16 protein-coding genes are annotated in these 13325 nt (G+C 63.5%); 10 read left to right on the top strand and 6 right to left on the bottom strand.

From position 1 onward, the window contains the following. Positions 1 to 475: 475 nt before the first annotated feature. Positions 476 to 1507, bottom strand: coding sequence for a LacI family DNA-binding transcriptional regulator (locus tag FJ492_RS27035; protein ID WP_140509608.1), 1032 nt, complete (start codon positions 1505 to 1507; stop codon positions 476 to 478). Positions 1508 to 1672: 165 nt separating this feature from the next. Here FJ492_RS27035 and FJ492_RS27030 point away from each other — a divergent pair, with 165 nt between their 5' ends. The 3 genes from FJ492_RS27030 to FJ492_RS27020 are packed head-to-tail and all read left to right on the top strand — an operon-like array spanning position 1673 to position 4349. Further along, a complete protein-coding gene (locus FJ492_RS27030) occupies positions 1673 to 2764 on the top strand; it encodes a fatty acid desaturase family protein (RefSeq protein ID WP_140773314.1) in 1092 nt (363 codons plus the stop codon). Positions 2765 to 2799: 35 nt separating this feature from the next. After that, entirely contained in the window at positions 2800 to 3114 is a 315-nt protein-coding gene (locus tag FJ492_RS27025; RefSeq protein WP_140509611.1) for a MocE family 2Fe-2S type ferredoxin, read from the top strand. After that, positions 3111 to 4349 (top strand): FAD-dependent oxidoreductase, encoded by a 1239-nt coding sequence (locus tag FJ492_RS27020; protein ID WP_181166768.1) that lies wholly within the window; start codon positions 3111 to 3113, stop codon positions 4347 to 4349. The genes FJ492_RS27025 and FJ492_RS27020 overlap by 4 nt, the downstream gene beginning before the upstream one ends. Positions 4350 to 4457: 108 nt before the next feature. Here FJ492_RS27020 and FJ492_RS27015 read toward each other — a convergent pair whose 3' ends face one another. The 5 genes from FJ492_RS27015 to hslV all read right to left on the bottom strand — a co-directional run bounded on the left by FJ492_RS27015 (position 4458) and on the right by hslV (position 8647). Next, positions 4458 to 5417, bottom strand: coding sequence for a DUF1402 family protein (locus tag FJ492_RS27015; RefSeq protein WP_140773305.1), 960 nt, complete (start codon positions 5415 to 5417; stop codon positions 4458 to 4460). Between the two features lie 169 nt (positions 5418 to 5586). Further along, positions 5587 to 6897: an ATP-dependent protease ATPase subunit HslU gene (gene hslU, locus FJ492_RS27010; RefSeq protein WP_140509617.1), complete on the bottom strand. Its 1311-nt coding sequence runs from the start codon at positions 6895 to 6897 to the stop codon at positions 5587 to 5589. Positions 6898 to 6901: 4 nt separating this feature from the next. After that, positions 6902 to 7501, bottom strand: coding sequence for a DUF2585 domain-containing protein (locus FJ492_RS27005; RefSeq protein ID WP_140509619.1), 600 nt, complete (start codon positions 7499 to 7501; stop codon positions 6902 to 6904). Positions 7502 to 7509: 8 nt separating this feature from the next. Next, positions 7510 to 8025: a GNAT family N-acetyltransferase gene (locus FJ492_RS27000; RefSeq protein ID WP_140773302.1), complete on the bottom strand. Its 516-nt coding sequence runs from the start codon at positions 8023 to 8025 to the stop codon at positions 7510 to 7512. Positions 8026 to 8095: 70 nt separating this feature from the next. Then, positions 8096 to 8647 carry an ATP-dependent protease subunit HslV gene (gene hslV / locus FJ492_RS26995; protein WP_027142430.1) on the bottom strand — a complete coding sequence of 184 codons (552 nt, stop codon included), beginning with the start codon at positions 8645 to 8647 and terminating at the stop codon, positions 8096 to 8098. Between the two features lie 230 nt (positions 8648 to 8877). On the opposite strand from hslV, the gene hisB reads away from it, so the two are divergent. From hisB to hisF, 7 genes are read left to right on the top strand one after another with little or no spacing between them, the layout of a single operon-like run. Then, positions 8878 to 9477 carry an imidazoleglycerol-phosphate dehydratase HisB gene (gene hisB, locus FJ492_RS26990; RefSeq protein WP_140509622.1) on the top strand — a complete coding sequence of 200 codons (600 nt, stop codon included), beginning with the start codon at positions 8878 to 8880 and terminating at the stop codon, positions 9475 to 9477. 4 nt (positions 9478 to 9481) lie between these two features. Continuing rightward, positions 9482 to 9958 carry a DUF2628 domain-containing protein gene (locus tag FJ492_RS26985; protein ID WP_140773299.1) on the top strand — a complete coding sequence of 159 codons (477 nt, stop codon included), beginning with the start codon at positions 9482 to 9484 and terminating at the stop codon, positions 9956 to 9958. Position 9959: 1 nt separating this feature from the next. Next, positions 9960 to 10610 carry an imidazole glycerol phosphate synthase subunit HisH gene (gene hisH / locus FJ492_RS26980; protein WP_140773297.1) on the top strand — a complete coding sequence of 217 codons (651 nt, stop codon included), beginning with the start codon at positions 9960 to 9962 and terminating at the stop codon, positions 10608 to 10610. 5 nt (positions 10611 to 10615) lie between these two features. Beyond that, the gene (locus tag FJ492_RS26975) at positions 10616 to 10906 is read left to right on the top strand and encodes a DUF1330 domain-containing protein (protein WP_140773295.1); all 291 of its coding nucleotides are present in this window, start codon (positions 10616 to 10618) and stop codon (positions 10904 to 10906) included. Next, the gene (gene hisA / locus FJ492_RS26970) at positions 10907 to 11656 is read left to right on the top strand and encodes a 1-(5-phosphoribosyl)-5-[(5-phosphoribosylamino)methylideneamino]imidazole-4-carboxamide isomerase (RefSeq protein WP_140773291.1); all 750 of its coding nucleotides are present in this window, start codon (positions 10907 to 10909) and stop codon (positions 11654 to 11656) included. Then, positions 11653 to 12489, top strand: a complete 837-nt coding sequence (locus FJ492_RS26965; protein ID WP_140509628.1) for an arginase family protein — start codon at positions 11653 to 11655, stop codon at positions 12487 to 12489. Before hisA ends, FJ492_RS26965 begins: the two co-directional genes overlap by 4 nt. Continuing rightward, positions 12486 to 13280 carry an imidazole glycerol phosphate synthase subunit HisF gene (hisF, locus tag FJ492_RS26960; RefSeq protein ID WP_181166770.1) on the top strand — a complete coding sequence of 265 codons (795 nt, stop codon included), beginning with the start codon at positions 12486 to 12488 and terminating at the stop codon, positions 13278 to 13280. The genes FJ492_RS26965 and hisF overlap by 4 nt, the downstream gene beginning before the upstream one ends. Positions 13281 to 13325: the final 45 nt, after the last annotated feature.

The following is a 13325-nucleotide window of genomic DNA, read 5'->3' as shown; positions in this document are numbered from 1 at the left end:
GAACTTGGCCATCGAGACGCCGATCTTGGCGGCCATGGCCGATGAACTCATCAGCGCCGCGAAGGCGACGCCCAAAAGCAATTTCTTCATTGTATCTCTCCTCCACTTTTGGTGTCCGGTTGCACCGATCTCTCCGGAATCCCCGATCTGCCTGGGGAATCTCTCCCTGATATCCATTTCGTTCCGCAGCGTGCCGCCAACGGCTGGACGCCGAACTGCCCTGAACGGATGTTCCGGAACGAAAGAACCAAAACCCACATATAGTGAAATATTTATTCCATTTGACGTTGGGGCGTCAAGGGCGATTCCAAATTCGGGCGCGCGATTTTCTGCCTGCTCTGATAGATTCTATCATTTCTGGCGGGCGGTTCATGGCGGCGGACTGCAGGAGCGCTCTGTCGCTTCATCGAAACGCCCTATCTCTGTCCTGGCGCGTCCCGGACGGAAAGCCGCTGCGCATTTTCGCGAAATTGCTTCAGATGTTTTCCGGCAAATAGATGTCGAAGGGCAGGAAGATCTGACCCGGCGCATTGGCCGCGCCGGCTTCGATGGCATGCGCCATCCGATCGACGAGCTCACGACAGAGCGCGGCAAGCGGCGTCGAGATCACCATGGTAAGGATGTTGTCGGCGAGCGCGGCGCGCGATTCGGCGTTGATCTCGTTGCAGACGACCACCGGCATGTTGCCAGGCTTCGCTGCCCGCAGCGCCGAGACGGCGCCTTCCATGCCGCCGCCGGCGACGTAGCAGCCGACGAGATCCGGATACCGCGCCAGAAGATCGATCATCGCGTCATGGGTTACCTGATTGGCCTCGAGATTGACCAACGTCTCCAGCACGCTGAAATCCGGCGCATGCTCGCGGAAGAAGGAGCGGAAGCCGATCTCCCGCAGCTCATGGCCATGGAAGCGATGGCTGCCGACGAAAAGGGCGACCTTGCCAGGCGTCCTCGCCGCCCTGGCGATCATCCAGGCCGCGGTGCGGCCGACCTTGCGGTTGTCGAGGCCGACATAGCCCTCACGGACGCCGGCGGCGAAGTCGGACAGAAGGGAGAAGACCGGCAGTCCCCTGGCCTTGAGCGCCTCCACGACGGCGGTCAGCGTCGGATGGTCCGGGCCGACCACGGCAATGGCCCGCGATCTCGCCGCCAGCCTGCGCATCTGGGCGGCGATGTCGTCCGGGGCCAGAGAGCTGGCGAAATCGACGGTTGCGACGCCGCGGAAGCGCTGCGATTGCGCGACCGCCAGCTCGAGTTCCCGAGCGAAATCACCATAGAAAACGTCATTGCCCCGAAGCAGCAGAAAGCCCAGACGATACTCGGGCAGTTCCTGTCGCATCCGCTGCTTGATCAGGCCGGCGGCGTGATAGCCGATCTCGGTCGCGGTTTCGTAGACGCGGCGCGCGGTTTCCTCCCGCACTGGGAGGCGATTGTTGAGCACGCGGTCCACCGTGGCGACGCTGACGCCGGAGACTCGCGCCAGATCAGTAATGGTCGGCCGTTTCGCCATGATCGCCCTCGTTCGATTGCCTGATATCGATACCTGACTTTGATATGAAATGATAGAAACTATCTTTGTGATGTTGATTCTATCATGGCTCGGCGTTATTTCTGAGCAAGGAGTTAGTTGATGATCCGCATTCGCATGGCGAATGCCCCGCCATGGGAGGCAATCATGACCGCAGCGCCGTCCCGGCGTGATTACAGCCTGATCGGCCGCGACGCCCGGCTTGCGGTCGAACACGGGCTGTCGGCGGCCGAGTGGTATCACACCGACATTCCCCGCAAGCAGATGAAGGAGCTGATGCAGCGCTCCGATGGCCCAGCGATCCGCGACACGGTCATCTGGCTGGCCGCCCTCATCATCAGCGGTGCCGGCGCTGCCTGGTTCTGGGGCAGTTGGTGGTGCGTGCCCTTCTTCTTCGCCTATGGCGTGCTCTACGGCTCATCCACCGATTCCCGCTGGCACGAATGCGGCCACGGCACGGCGTTCCGCACGCAGTGGATGAATGACGCAGTCTATCAGATCGCCTGCTTCATGATCATGCGCAATCCGGTGACCTGGCGCTGGAGCCACACGCGCCATCACACCGACACCATCATCGTCGGCCGCGATCCTGAGATTTCGGTCATGCGGCCGCCGGACCTGGTGCGCCTCGTTCTTGGTTTTGTCGGCGTGCTCGACGCCTGGCATGCGATATCAGACATGCTGCGCAATGCCGCCGGCAACATCAGCGCGGCGGAGAAGACCTTCATTCCCGAACAGGAGCAGCCCAAAGCGATCCGTGTTGCCCGCATCTGGACGGCGATCTATGCCGCGACCATCGCGCTGGCGCTCTCCACCGGATCTTTCCTGCCCCTGATGCTGGTCGGCCTGCCCAGGCTTTATGGCGCCTGGCATCACGTGATGGTCGGCCTGCTGCAGCATGGCGGCCTTGCCGACAATGTCACCGACCATCGGCTGAACAGCCGCACCGTCTACATGAACCCGATCAGCCGCTTCATCTACTGGAACATGAATTACCACGTCGAGCATCACATGTTCCCGATGGTGCCCTACCATGCGCTGCCGAAGCTGCACGCGCTGATCAAGCACGATTTGCCGGCGCCGACGCCGTCGATCCTGGCCGGCTACCGCGAGATGATCCCGGTCTTCCGCCGCCAGCTGCGCAACGAGGATTATTTCCTCAAGCGCGAGCTGCCGCCGACCGCCAGGCCGTACCGCGAGGAATTCCACAACGGCGCCGTCGCGGTCGCGGCTGAATAATCACGCGCCGCCGTGCGATCCCAGGGGAGGACTGAATGAACGATTGGGTCGAGGCGTGCGCCGCCGGTGACATCGACGAAGAAGACGTGATGCGCTTCGATCATGGCGGGCGCACCTTCGCCATCTATCGCAGCCCGGACGACGAATATTTCGCCACCGACGGACTTTGCACGCATGAGAAGGTGCATCTCGCCGATGGGCTGGTGATGGACGACATCATCGAATGCCCCAAGCACAATGGCCGCTTCAACTACAAGACCGGCGCGGCCAGGGGCGCGCCGGTCTGCGTCAACCTCAGGACCTATCCGGTCAAGGTCGACGCCGGCAAGGTCCTGGTTCAGATCGGATGACCGGCATGGCGCGGGGGATGCTGATCATCGGAGCCGGCGAATGCGGCGGACGGGCCGCGCTTGCCTTGCGCGATCTCGGCTATGACGGGCCGGTGACGCTGGTGGGTGACGAGCCGCATTTGCCCTATGAACGTCCGCCTCTGTCCAAGGAGGCGATGGCCAGCGATGCGCCCGCAATCAAGGCGATCGCCAGCGACGAGATCCTGACCGAAAAATCGATCCGGCACGTCCATTCCGTCGAGGCCGTGGCGATCGAGCGCGCGTCGCACATGATACGCCTGTCGGACGGTTCGGTGCTGGCCTACGACAAGCTGTTGCTGGCCACCGGTTCGACGCCGCGCAAGCTGCCGATGCCTGGCCTTGGCGTGCGCTGCGTCTATCTCAGAACCTTCGCCGACGCGCTGGCCATTCGCGCCCACCTTCGTGCCGGCAACCGCATCGCCATCGTCGGCGGCGGGTTCATCGGCCTTGAACTTGCGGCAGCCGCACGCAAGCTCGGCGCCTCGGTCACCGTCATCGAGGCGCAGCCACGTATCCTGATGCGCGGCGTTCCGGCCGAGATCGCCGAAATCATCCATGAAGCGCATGTCGCCGAGGGTGTCGACGTGGTCTGCGGGGAAGGCATCGCCTCCATCGCCGACGAGGGCAAGGAGGTGCGGGTGACGCTTGCCGGCGGGCGCGAAATATCGGCCGACCTCGCCGTCATCGGCATCGGCGCCGTGCCGGTGACCGGGCTCGCGGCCGAAGCCGGCCTGACCATTGAAAACGGCATATCAGTCGATGCCTATCTGCAAACCGCTGATCCCGACATTTTCGCCGCCGGCGATTGCTGCTCGTTTCCGCTCGCCGTCTACGGCGGCCGCCGCGTGCGGCTGGAGGCCTGGCGCAATGCACAGGAACAGGGCGCACTGGCGGCAAAGAACATGCTTGGCGCCGGCGAGGCGCATGCGGCTGTTCCGTGGTTCTGGTCGGATCAGTATGGGCTGAGCTTGCAGATCGCCGGCCTCTCCGACGAAGGCCGCGGCCTTGTGCGCCGCGATCTCGGTGACGGCGCCTTCATCCTCTTCCATCTCGCCGAGGACGGCAGGCTGGTGGCGGCGAGCGGCATCGGCCCGGGCAATGCGGTCGCTCGCGACATAAGGCTGGCCGAAATGCTGATCGGCAAGCGTGCCAAGCCGGCGCCGGAGGCGCTGGGCTCGCCTGAAGTTAAGCTGAAGGCGTTGCTGGCCGCCTGAATGAAGTTGGCCGCCCTCTGCCTTGTTGCAGGGCAATTGCGTATGACTGCACCGGCCCCTACCCGGATCTTTCGGTCCGATCTCGCCACGAAGGGGAGGTAGAGGTCCTTAGAACAGCGCCTTGAGCTCCGCCAGCTTGTCGTTGACGAGCCAGCCGTAGTAATTCTCTTCGGGCAGCTTCTCCGGCTCACCGGTGGCGCGGCGCCTGTCGTTTTCCGACTTCAGCGCATAGGCGCGCTGCTCCGGATTGCCGACATTGTACAGCGTGGCCGTGACGCCCGGATTGCCAGAGATGTCGAAGCCGGCGATGCTCCTATAGGCGTCGATCGACTTTTTGATCGTCGCCGCGACATAGGGCAGCGTCAGGTCCGGATCCATGATGGTCTTGTAGACCGAATTGGGATCGGAGACGTCGAGCTTCGGCAGGCCCGACACCTTGTGCACGAGGTCGCTCATCTGCAGGGCGGTCAGGGGATTGAGCTGGCCGAGGCCGAAGGTCTGGCCGGCATAGTAGGGCTGGAAGAAGGTGGCGCCGAAACGGTTGTCGGGGAAATCCTCGCCGCCGACAGTCTTACCGCGAAACGAGCGGTTCCAGACCTGTTCGCGGCATTCCCACAGATCGTAGCTGTCCGAAATCGCGGCGCATTTCTTGAATTCCGGCCGCTGCACGAAATCGGTGATGTCCTCGCCGTCATAGGCGAAGGAGAGCTTGCTCGAGAGGTAGGAGATCGCCTTGACGTAATAGGTCTGCAGCCGGTCGTAGGCGTCGACATTGTAGGTGTGCTCGCCGACGATGGCGCCGACGATGTGCATGGGGTCGATGCCATAGGCGCTTGCTGCCTTCTTGATCTTGGCGCGCAGATCGGCGTCGTTCTGCAGCAGCGCGTAAACCTTGCGGTACTTCGCCTGGAAGGTGGTGTTGGTCGCCTGCGTGCGGCGGCTCGAGGCGCCGGGAATGTCTGGCTGCTCGGTATTGCGGTTTCCCACCGGCACCAATGTCGCCGCGTCGGCGGCGAACAGCGTCGCCGCCAACGTCAAGCCGAGAATGACCAAGATGAGTTTTTTCATGCGCCGCCGCCTAGAGAATTGCGGCGCAAACTAGGTAAAGCACTTGGTCGAGTCGAGAGCGCCCCATCATCCGGCGAGACGAAAGGTGGCCAGATGGTACCATCTGGCCACACATGGCTCCTGCCGGACGTTGTTGCATGACCGCGCCGGCCTGCTCCGGCGCCCTCGTTCAAAGGATGAACCGCGACAAATCCGTGTTTCTGGAGAGGTCGCCGACATGCTTCTGGACATAGGCGGCGTCGATGGTGACCGCCGTGCCGTTGCGATCCGGCGCATCATAGGAGATGTCGTCCAGCACCCGCTCCATCACAGTCTGCAGCCGCCTCGCGCCGATGTTCTCGATGCTGGCGTTGAGATCGACGGCGACACCGGCGAGCGAATCGATGGCGTCGTCGGTGAAGGTGAGCTCAACGCCTTCGGTCTTCATCAGCGCGATATACTGCTTGATCAGGCTCGCCTCGGTCTCGGTCAGGATGCGGACGAAGTCCTCCTTCTCCAGCGCGCGCAGCTCGACGCGGATCGGCAGGCGGCCCTGCAGTTCCGGCAGCAGGTCGGACGGCTTGGAGACATGGAAGGCACCAGAAGCGATGAACAGGATATGGTCCGTCTTCACCGGACCGTATTTGGTCGCTACCGTCGTGCCTTCGACCAGCGGCAGCAGGTCGCGCTGCACGCCTTCTCGCGAAGGGCCGCCCGAAATGTCCGACCGGGCGGCGATCTTGTCGATTTCGTCGAGGAAGACGATGCCGTCATTCTCCGTTGCGTCCAGCGCCCGGCGCACCACCTCGTCCTGGTCGAGCAGCTTGTCGGACTCGTCGCCGACCAGCAGGTCGTAGGACTCCTTCACCGTGGTCTTGCGCAGCTTGGTCTTCTTGCCGCCCATCGCCTTCGACAGCATGTCGTTGATGTTGAGCACGCCGATATTGGCGCCCGGCATGCCGGGAATCTCGAAGCCGGGCATGCCGCCATTGCCGGTGTCGGCCACTTCGACCTCGATTTCCTTTTCGTCGAGCTCGCCCTCGCGCAGCTTCTTGCGGAAGCTATCGCGCGTCGCCGGGCTCGCCGTCTTGCCGACCAGCGCTTCCAGCACCCGTTCCTCGGCGTTGACATGGGCGCGCGCCTTCACGTCCTCGCGCATCTTCTCGCGCGTCAGGCCGATGGCGATCTCGACCAGGTCGCGGATGATCTGTTCGACGTCGCGGCCGACATAGCCGACCTCGGTGAACTTGGTCGCCTCGACCTTGACGAACGGCGCGCCGGCGAGCCGTGCCAGGCGGCGCGAAATCTCGGTCTTGCCGACGCCGGTCGGGCCGATCATCAGAATGTTCTTCGGCATCACCTCTTCGCGCATCTGGCCTTCGAGCTGCTGGCGGCGCCAGCGGTTGCGCAGAGCGATGGCCACGGCGCGCTTGGCGTCCTTCTGGCCGATGATGAAGCGGTCGAGTTCCGAAACGATTTCGCGGGGAGAAAATGTGCTCATATCACTAAATTCCACTTTGCCACTGCTTGATGGTCTCGAACGGATGCAGCAGCATGATCACGTTGAGTGTAAGATTGTCCCGGATGAGATAGCCGGTACCCAGTTCGAAGAGGATGGCGAGGCTGACGATCACCCATATAGGTAGCCTTCGCGCCATGACAAATCCCAGCACCATGGCCAGGGTGTCGGACACCGAATTGATGATGCTGTCGCCGTAATAATCGAGCGAAATGGTGCCGGCGCGGTAGCGCTCGATGATGAACGGGCTATTTTCGAGGATTTCCCAGCCTCCCTCGACGAGGACGGCGAATGCCAGCCGCAAGCCGATCGGCGAGCGCGGGAACAGGAACCGGGCCAGCGCGTAGAACAGGAAGCCGTGGATGATGTGCGAAAAGGTGTACCAGTCCGAAATGTGCTGGGAATTCTCCGAACTGTTCACCACGCCATGCCACAGCTTGACATAGCCGCAGGTACAGATCGGCGGATGGCCCATCAGGTAGAGCGCGACGGCCTGGGCGACGAGCAGGCCGGCGACGATCAGCAGCCCCATCCGCCAGCTATCCTCGTAAGCGGAAAGGCTCTTGTCCTCGCTGGCCGTGACCATATCCTGAATTACCCCTCTTGCGCGTCTTCGGCATCGATCGCCATCAGCACGGCGTCGCCATAGATCGACTGTCTGCGATCAATGGCCCGAAATCCCGCCTTTTCATAGGCCCGGATGGCCCTGATGTTGGCTGGGTCGGGGTCGATAATGACACGCGGCACGCCTTCCTCGAACAGGTCTTCGACGAACTGGCGCACGATCGCCGAGCCATGGCCGATGCCGATGAGTTCCGGCCGGCCGATCGAGATATCGATGCCGAGCGTGCCGAACGGCTGATCGGCATAGGGATGGCCGTCTTCCAGATGCGGATCGTAGCTCTGCAGATAGGCGATCGGCTTGCCGTCGAACTCAACGATCAGCGGCTCGACGGAAATCGAGTCTATATGATCGGCAATCTCCGCGATTTCTGCCTCGGGATCGCCCCACCACTCTGCAACATGCGCCTCGGCCAGCCAGCCTGCGATCATCGGCAGGTCCTTTTTGGTCACCGGCCGAAAATCGTAGCTATTTTCTGGTTGGATCATGGTCTTTCCGAAAACCGGCGTCCACTTTTCGCTTACGCGGTCCTGCGGTTCGGGGCCATGGTCGGCCTGATCAAGCCGCATCGAGCGTTTCGACAACGAAATTATTGTTGGTGTAAACGCAGATGTCGGACGCGATCTGCATCGCCTTGCGGGCGATCTCCTCGGCGTCCTTGTCGCTGTCCATCAGCGCGCGCGCCGCGGCCAGCGCGTAATTGCCGCCCGAACCGATGGCCATGACGCCATGTTCGGGCTCCAGCACGTCGCCGTTGCCGGTCAGCGCCAGCGAGACCGATTTGTCGGCAACCAGCATCATCGCCTCCAGCCGGCGCAGATAACGGTCCGTGCGCCAGTCCTTGGCAAGCTCGACGCAGGCGCGCGTCAGTTGGTCGGGATATTGTTCGAGCTTGGCTTCGAGGCGTTCCAAAAGCGTGAAGGCGTCGGCTGTGGCACCCGCGAAACCGGCAATCACATTGCCGCCCTTGCCGATGCGGCGCACTTTGCGGGCGTTGCCCTTCATGATGGTCTGGCCAAGGCTAACCTGGCCGTCGCCGGCGATCACCACCTTGTTGCCCTTGCGCACGGTCACGATCGTCGTGGCGTGCATCGTCAGATTATCAGACATTTCCTGGCTCCGAGCAGCGCCATCCCAAAAAGGCGATTGGCGCGGTACGAGTAACTTTGATCGGCCATATGTATGCACGGGGCCAATGATTGCAAACGGCTCGATAGCGGCCGGGATCGCAACTGGCAATCGCCGGATCATGCTGCTAGAAGGCTCTCGTTTTCAAGCCCGCTAGCGCTTGAGGCCCGTGAACCGGTCACGATCTGAACCACTGGCACAAGGATAGAGTGATGGCGCCTCGTTCCGCCGACGCAAGCCGAAAGACTGCGGAAACCGACATCTCGGTCTCGATTCATGTCGACGGCTCCGGCAAATCGGACATCGCCACGGGCGTCGGCTTCTTCGACCATATGCTGGATCAGCTTTCCCGCCATTCGCTGATCGACATGACCGTCAAGGCCAATGGCGACCTGCACATAGACGACCACCACACGGTCGAGGACACCGGCATTGCGCTCGGCCAAGCCTTGACCAAGGCGCTGGGCGAGCGGCGCGGCATCATGCGCTACGCTTCGATCGACCTTGCCATGGACGAGACGCTGACGCGTGCGGCGATCGACGTGTCGGGCCGGCCCTTCCTGGTCTGGAACGTTTCGTTCTCGTCGCCCAAGATCGGCACCTTCGACACCGAACTGGTGCGCGAATTCTTCCAGGCGCTGGCGCAGAATGCCGGCATCACGCTGCATGTCACCAACCATTATGGCGCCAACAACCATCATATCGCCGAGACCTGCTTCAAGGCGGTGGCGCACGCGCTGCGCGCCGCGCTCGAGCGTGATCCGCGCCGGCCTGACGCGGTTCCCTCCACCAAGGGTTCTTTGAAGGGATAGCCTCATGACCGCCTATGTCGTGATGGAGCCACCTGGCCGTAGCGAGAAAGTCGACACGACGACGTTGGTCCGCGACGGCTTCACCTGGCTCGGCCTGCTCGTGCCGCCGCTGTGGCTTGCCTGGCACCGGCTGTGGGTCGAAGCGGCGCTCGCCTTTGTCGTCATGGGCGTGCTTTCGATGCTTGGCCAGAAACTTGGCCTCGGTGTCGCTGGCTCGCTGCTGTCGCTGCTCGTCTCGCTCTATGTCGGGCTGGAGGGCCAGGGATTGCGCATCGCGGCGCTGCGCCGCCGCGGCTGGCGTGAATGGGGCGTCGTCGAGGCCGGTTGGCTCGCGGACGCCGATATGCGCTATGTCCTGGAAATCGAAGGCCTTTCGGACGAAGCAGCACCCGCGCCGCGCATCGTTCCGGATGCCGCTTTGGCGCGCCCCACGCAGCCCGGCATAGCGCTGGGGCTGACCCACATTCCGGGACGGCGCTGAGATGCGGGTCGCGATCATCGATTACGGCTCGGGCAATCTGCGTTCGGCCACCAAGGCCTTCGAGCGCGCCGCGCGCGAGGCCGGCATCGCGGCCGAGATCGACCTGACGGCCGATGCCAGCCGGGTGCGCACCGCGGACCGCATCGTCCTTCCCGGCGTCGGCGCTTACGCCGACTGCGCGGCCGGCCTGCGTGCCGTGGAAGGCATGTGGGAGGCGGTCGAGGACGTCGCCATCGCCAAGGGCCGGCCTTTCCTGGGCATTTGCGTCGGCATGCAGCTGATGTCCGAGCGCGGCCTCGAAAAGACCGTCACCAACGGGTTCGGCTGGATATCGGGCGACGTCAAGGAGATCACGCCTTCCGATCCGGCGCTGAAGATCCCGCAGATCGGCTGGAACACGATCGAATTGAGGCGTCAGCACCCATTGTTCTCCGGCATCCCGACCGGCGCGACGGGACTGCATGCGTATTTCGTCCACTCCTACCATCTCGACGCAAAAAAGCCGGACGAGGTCCTTGCGGCCGCCGACTATGGGGGGCCGGTGACGGCCACGGTCGCCCGCGACAATCTCGCCGGCACGCAGTTCCATCCTGAGAAGAGCCAGGCGCTGGGCCTGGCGCTGATCACCAATTTCCTGCGCTGGAGGCCCTGAACACCATGAGCAAGAAGGGCTACTGGATGGTAATGCTGACGGTGACAGATCCGGAAGGGTATCAGCGTTACCGCGACGCCATCGGCGACACGGTTTCGTCTTTCGGAGGCCGCTATCTCGTGCGCGGCGGACAAGTGACCAATCCCGAAGGGTCGGAATTTGGCCGGCAGGTGGTGGTCGAGTTCGACTCTTATGAAACCGCGCTCAGCTGCTATCGATCCCCAGCCTATCAGACAGCGTTGCAGAACAGGCTGGCGGCTTCGACCGGACATTTCGCGATCGTCGAGGGTGCCTGAGTGATCCTGTTTCCAGCCATCGACCTCAAGGACGGCCAGTGCGTGCGGCTGAAGCACGGCGACATGGCGACCGCGATCATCTACAATGATGATCCGGCAGCACAGGCCAAAGCCTTTGAAGAGCAGGGTTTTGAGTGGCTGCACGTCGTCGACTTGAACGGCGCCTTCCAGGGTCAGAGCGTCAACAGCGCCGCGGTCGGCGCCATCCTGAAAGCGACAAAGAACCCCGTGCAGCTCGGCGGCGGCATCCGCACGCTGGAGCAGATCGAGGATTGGCTCGACCGTGGATTGGCCCGCGTCATCCTCGGCACGGTGGCGGTGCGCGATCCCGATCTGGTCAGGCAGGCCTGCAAGGCGTTTCCGGGCAAGGTTGCCGTCGGCATCGACGCAAAGGGCGGCAAGGTAGCCGTCGAAGGCTGGGCCGAGGCCTCGAGCCTCGGTGTCATCGAACTGGCCAGGAAATTCGAAGGCGCCGGCGTCGCCGCCATCATCTACACCGACATCGACCGCGACGGCGTGCTGACCGGCATCAACTGGGACGCCACCATCGACCTCGCCGACGCCGTGTCGATCCCGGTCATTGCTTCCGGCGGGCTGGCCTCGATCGCCGACATCGTGCGCATGACCATGCCCGACGCGCAAAAACTCGAAGGTGCGATCTCGGGCCGCGCCCTCTACGATGGCCGCATCGACCCGACCGAGGCGCTGGCGATCCTGCAGGGCCGGCCGGCGACGGAGGCGCGATCGTGAAGGTTTCGCTCATCCTGGCCTCCTATGACAGCGGCCACTATCACGGCGGCATGGGCCAGGGGCCCGACGCGCTGATATCAGGCGGGCTCGTCGATGCCCTGACCCTTGCCGGTCACGACGTCACGGTCGAGGACATCGGCAGGGTCGGCGCCGACCAGGAGCGCGAGATCGCCACGGGTTTTGCCGTCTGCAACGCCGTCTCGGGCGAGGTCCGCATTGCCCGCGACAGGGGGCGGTTTCCCATCGTGCTGGCCGGAAACTGCCTGACCAGTGCCGGCGCGGTCGCCGGCGAAGGCGCCGATGCGATCATCTGGGCCGACCAGCATGGCGACCTCAACACGCCCGAAACGTCCGTATACGGCTTTCTCGACGGCATGGCGCTGTCGACGGTGCTCGGCCTGTGCTGGCGCCCGATGGCGGCGGCCATTCCCGGTTTCAGGCCGATCGATCCCGCGCGCTGCGTGCTCGTCAACGCCCGCGATCTCGATCCGGCGGAGGAAAAACTTCTCGAAACATTGCCGGTCATCCGGACGGAATGTCCCGGCGTGGCGCAAGCGACGGAAAGACTGAAAGCAGCCGGCGCCAACAGCGTGCACATGCATCTCGATCTCGACGTGCATGATCCCAAGGCGCTGCAGGCCAACCGCTACGTCACCCCTGGCGGGCCGAACCCGGAGCAGATGCGCGACGCGGTCTGCGCCATGGCGCTTGCGGTACCGGTCATCGGCATCACCGTTTCCGCTTACGATCCGGCCTTCGACGCCCAGGCCGATGTGCCGCCGCTGGTCGGCCAACTGCTCAACGATCTGCTTGCCACGATAGAGGGCCGCTGATGCTGAAAGCCCGCGTCATCCCTTGCCTCGACGTCAAGGACGGCCGTGTCGTCAAGGGCGTCAATTTCGTCGATCTCATCGACGCCGGCGACCCGGTGGAGGCAGCCAAGGCCTATGATGCCGCCGGCGCCGACGAACTCTGCTTTCTCGACATCACGGCTTCGTCGGACAATCGCGAGACCATCTTCGACGTCATCGCCCGCACCGCCGAACAATGCTTCATGCCGCTGACCGTCGGCGGCGGCGTGCGCCAGGTCTCCGACATCAGGAAATTGCTGCTGGCCGGCGCGGACAAGGTGTCGATCAACACGGCCGCGGTGAAGAATCCGGATTTCGTCGCCGAAGCCGCCGACAAATTCGGCAACCAATGCATCGTCGTCGCCATCGATGCCAAGAGAGTGTCCGGCCCCGGCGAGGCCGACCGCTGGGAGATCTTCACCCATGGCGGGCGCGAGAAAACCGGCATCGACGCCGTCGAATTCGCGCGCCAAATGGTCGATCGCGGCGCCGGCGAGATCCTGTTGACCTCGATGGACCGCGACGGCACCAAGGCCGGCTACGACATCGCGCTGACCCGCGCGGTATCGGACGCGGTGCGCGCGCCAGTCATCGCATCGGGGGGCGTCGGCACGCTCGACCACATGGTCGAAGGCATTCGCGACGGCCGTGCAAGTGCTGTGCTGGCCGCATCCATCTTCCATTTCGGCACCTACACCATCGCCGAAGCCAAGGCGCATATGGCCGGGGCCGGCCTGCCGATGCGGCTGGACTCGCTGGGCAACAGGTCCTAGAGCATGCTCGCGAAGCCGGCTTTCGGGAAAAATCCGGCTTAAACA

The sequence above is a fragment of the Mesorhizobium sp. B2-5-4 genome, from assembly GCF_006441095.1.
Classification (GTDB): domain Bacteria; phylum Pseudomonadota; class Alphaproteobacteria; order Rhizobiales; family Rhizobiaceae; genus Mesorhizobium; species Mesorhizobium salmacidum.
Note: the sequence above shows the minus strand (reverse complement) of the source record. Positions and strands in the feature narration are given on the sequence as shown.

Bases quoted from the DNA above. Each gene is read 5' to 3' on its own strand.
- FJ492_RS27035 (WP_140509608.1), bottom strand. From the start codon at position 1,507: ATGGCGAAACGGCCGACCATTACTGATCTGGCGCGAGTCTCCGGCGTC.
- FJ492_RS27030 (WP_140773314.1), top strand. From the start codon at position 1,673: ATGACCGCAGCGCCGTCCCGGCGTGATTACAGCCTGATCGGCCGCGAC.
- FJ492_RS27025 (WP_140509611.1), top strand. From the start codon at position 2,800: ATGAACGATTGGGTCGAGGCGTGCGCCGCCGGTGACATCGACGAAGAA.
- FJ492_RS27020 (WP_181166768.1), top strand. From the start codon at position 3,111: ATGACCGGCATGGCGCGGGGGATGCTGATCATCGGAGCCGGCGAATGC.
- FJ492_RS27015 (WP_140773305.1), bottom strand. From the start codon at position 5,417: ATGAAAAAACTCATCTTGGTCATTCTCGGCTTGACGTTGGCGGCGACG.
- hslU (WP_140509617.1), bottom strand. From the start codon at position 6,897: ATGAGCACATTTTCTCCCCGCGAAATCGTTTCGGAACTCGACCGCTTC.
- FJ492_RS27005 (WP_140509619.1), bottom strand. From the start codon at position 7,501: ATGGTCACGGCCAGCGAGGACAAGAGCCTTTCCGCTTACGAGGATAGC.
- FJ492_RS27000 (WP_140773302.1), bottom strand. From the start codon at position 8,025: ATGATCCAACCAGAAAATAGCTACGATTTTCGGCCGGTGACCAAAAAG.
- hslV (WP_027142430.1), bottom strand. From the start codon at position 8,647: ATGTCTGATAATCTGACGATGCACGCCACGACGATCGTGACCGTGCGC.
- hisB (WP_140509622.1), top strand. From the start codon at position 8,878: ATGGCGCCTCGTTCCGCCGACGCAAGCCGAAAGACTGCGGAAACCGAC.
- FJ492_RS26985 (WP_140773299.1), top strand. From the start codon at position 9,482: ATGACCGCCTATGTCGTGATGGAGCCACCTGGCCGTAGCGAGAAAGTC.
- hisH (WP_140773297.1), top strand. From the start codon at position 9,960: ATGCGGGTCGCGATCATCGATTACGGCTCGGGCAATCTGCGTTCGGCC.
- FJ492_RS26975 (WP_140773295.1), top strand. From the start codon at position 10,616: ATGAGCAAGAAGGGCTACTGGATGGTAATGCTGACGGTGACAGATCCG.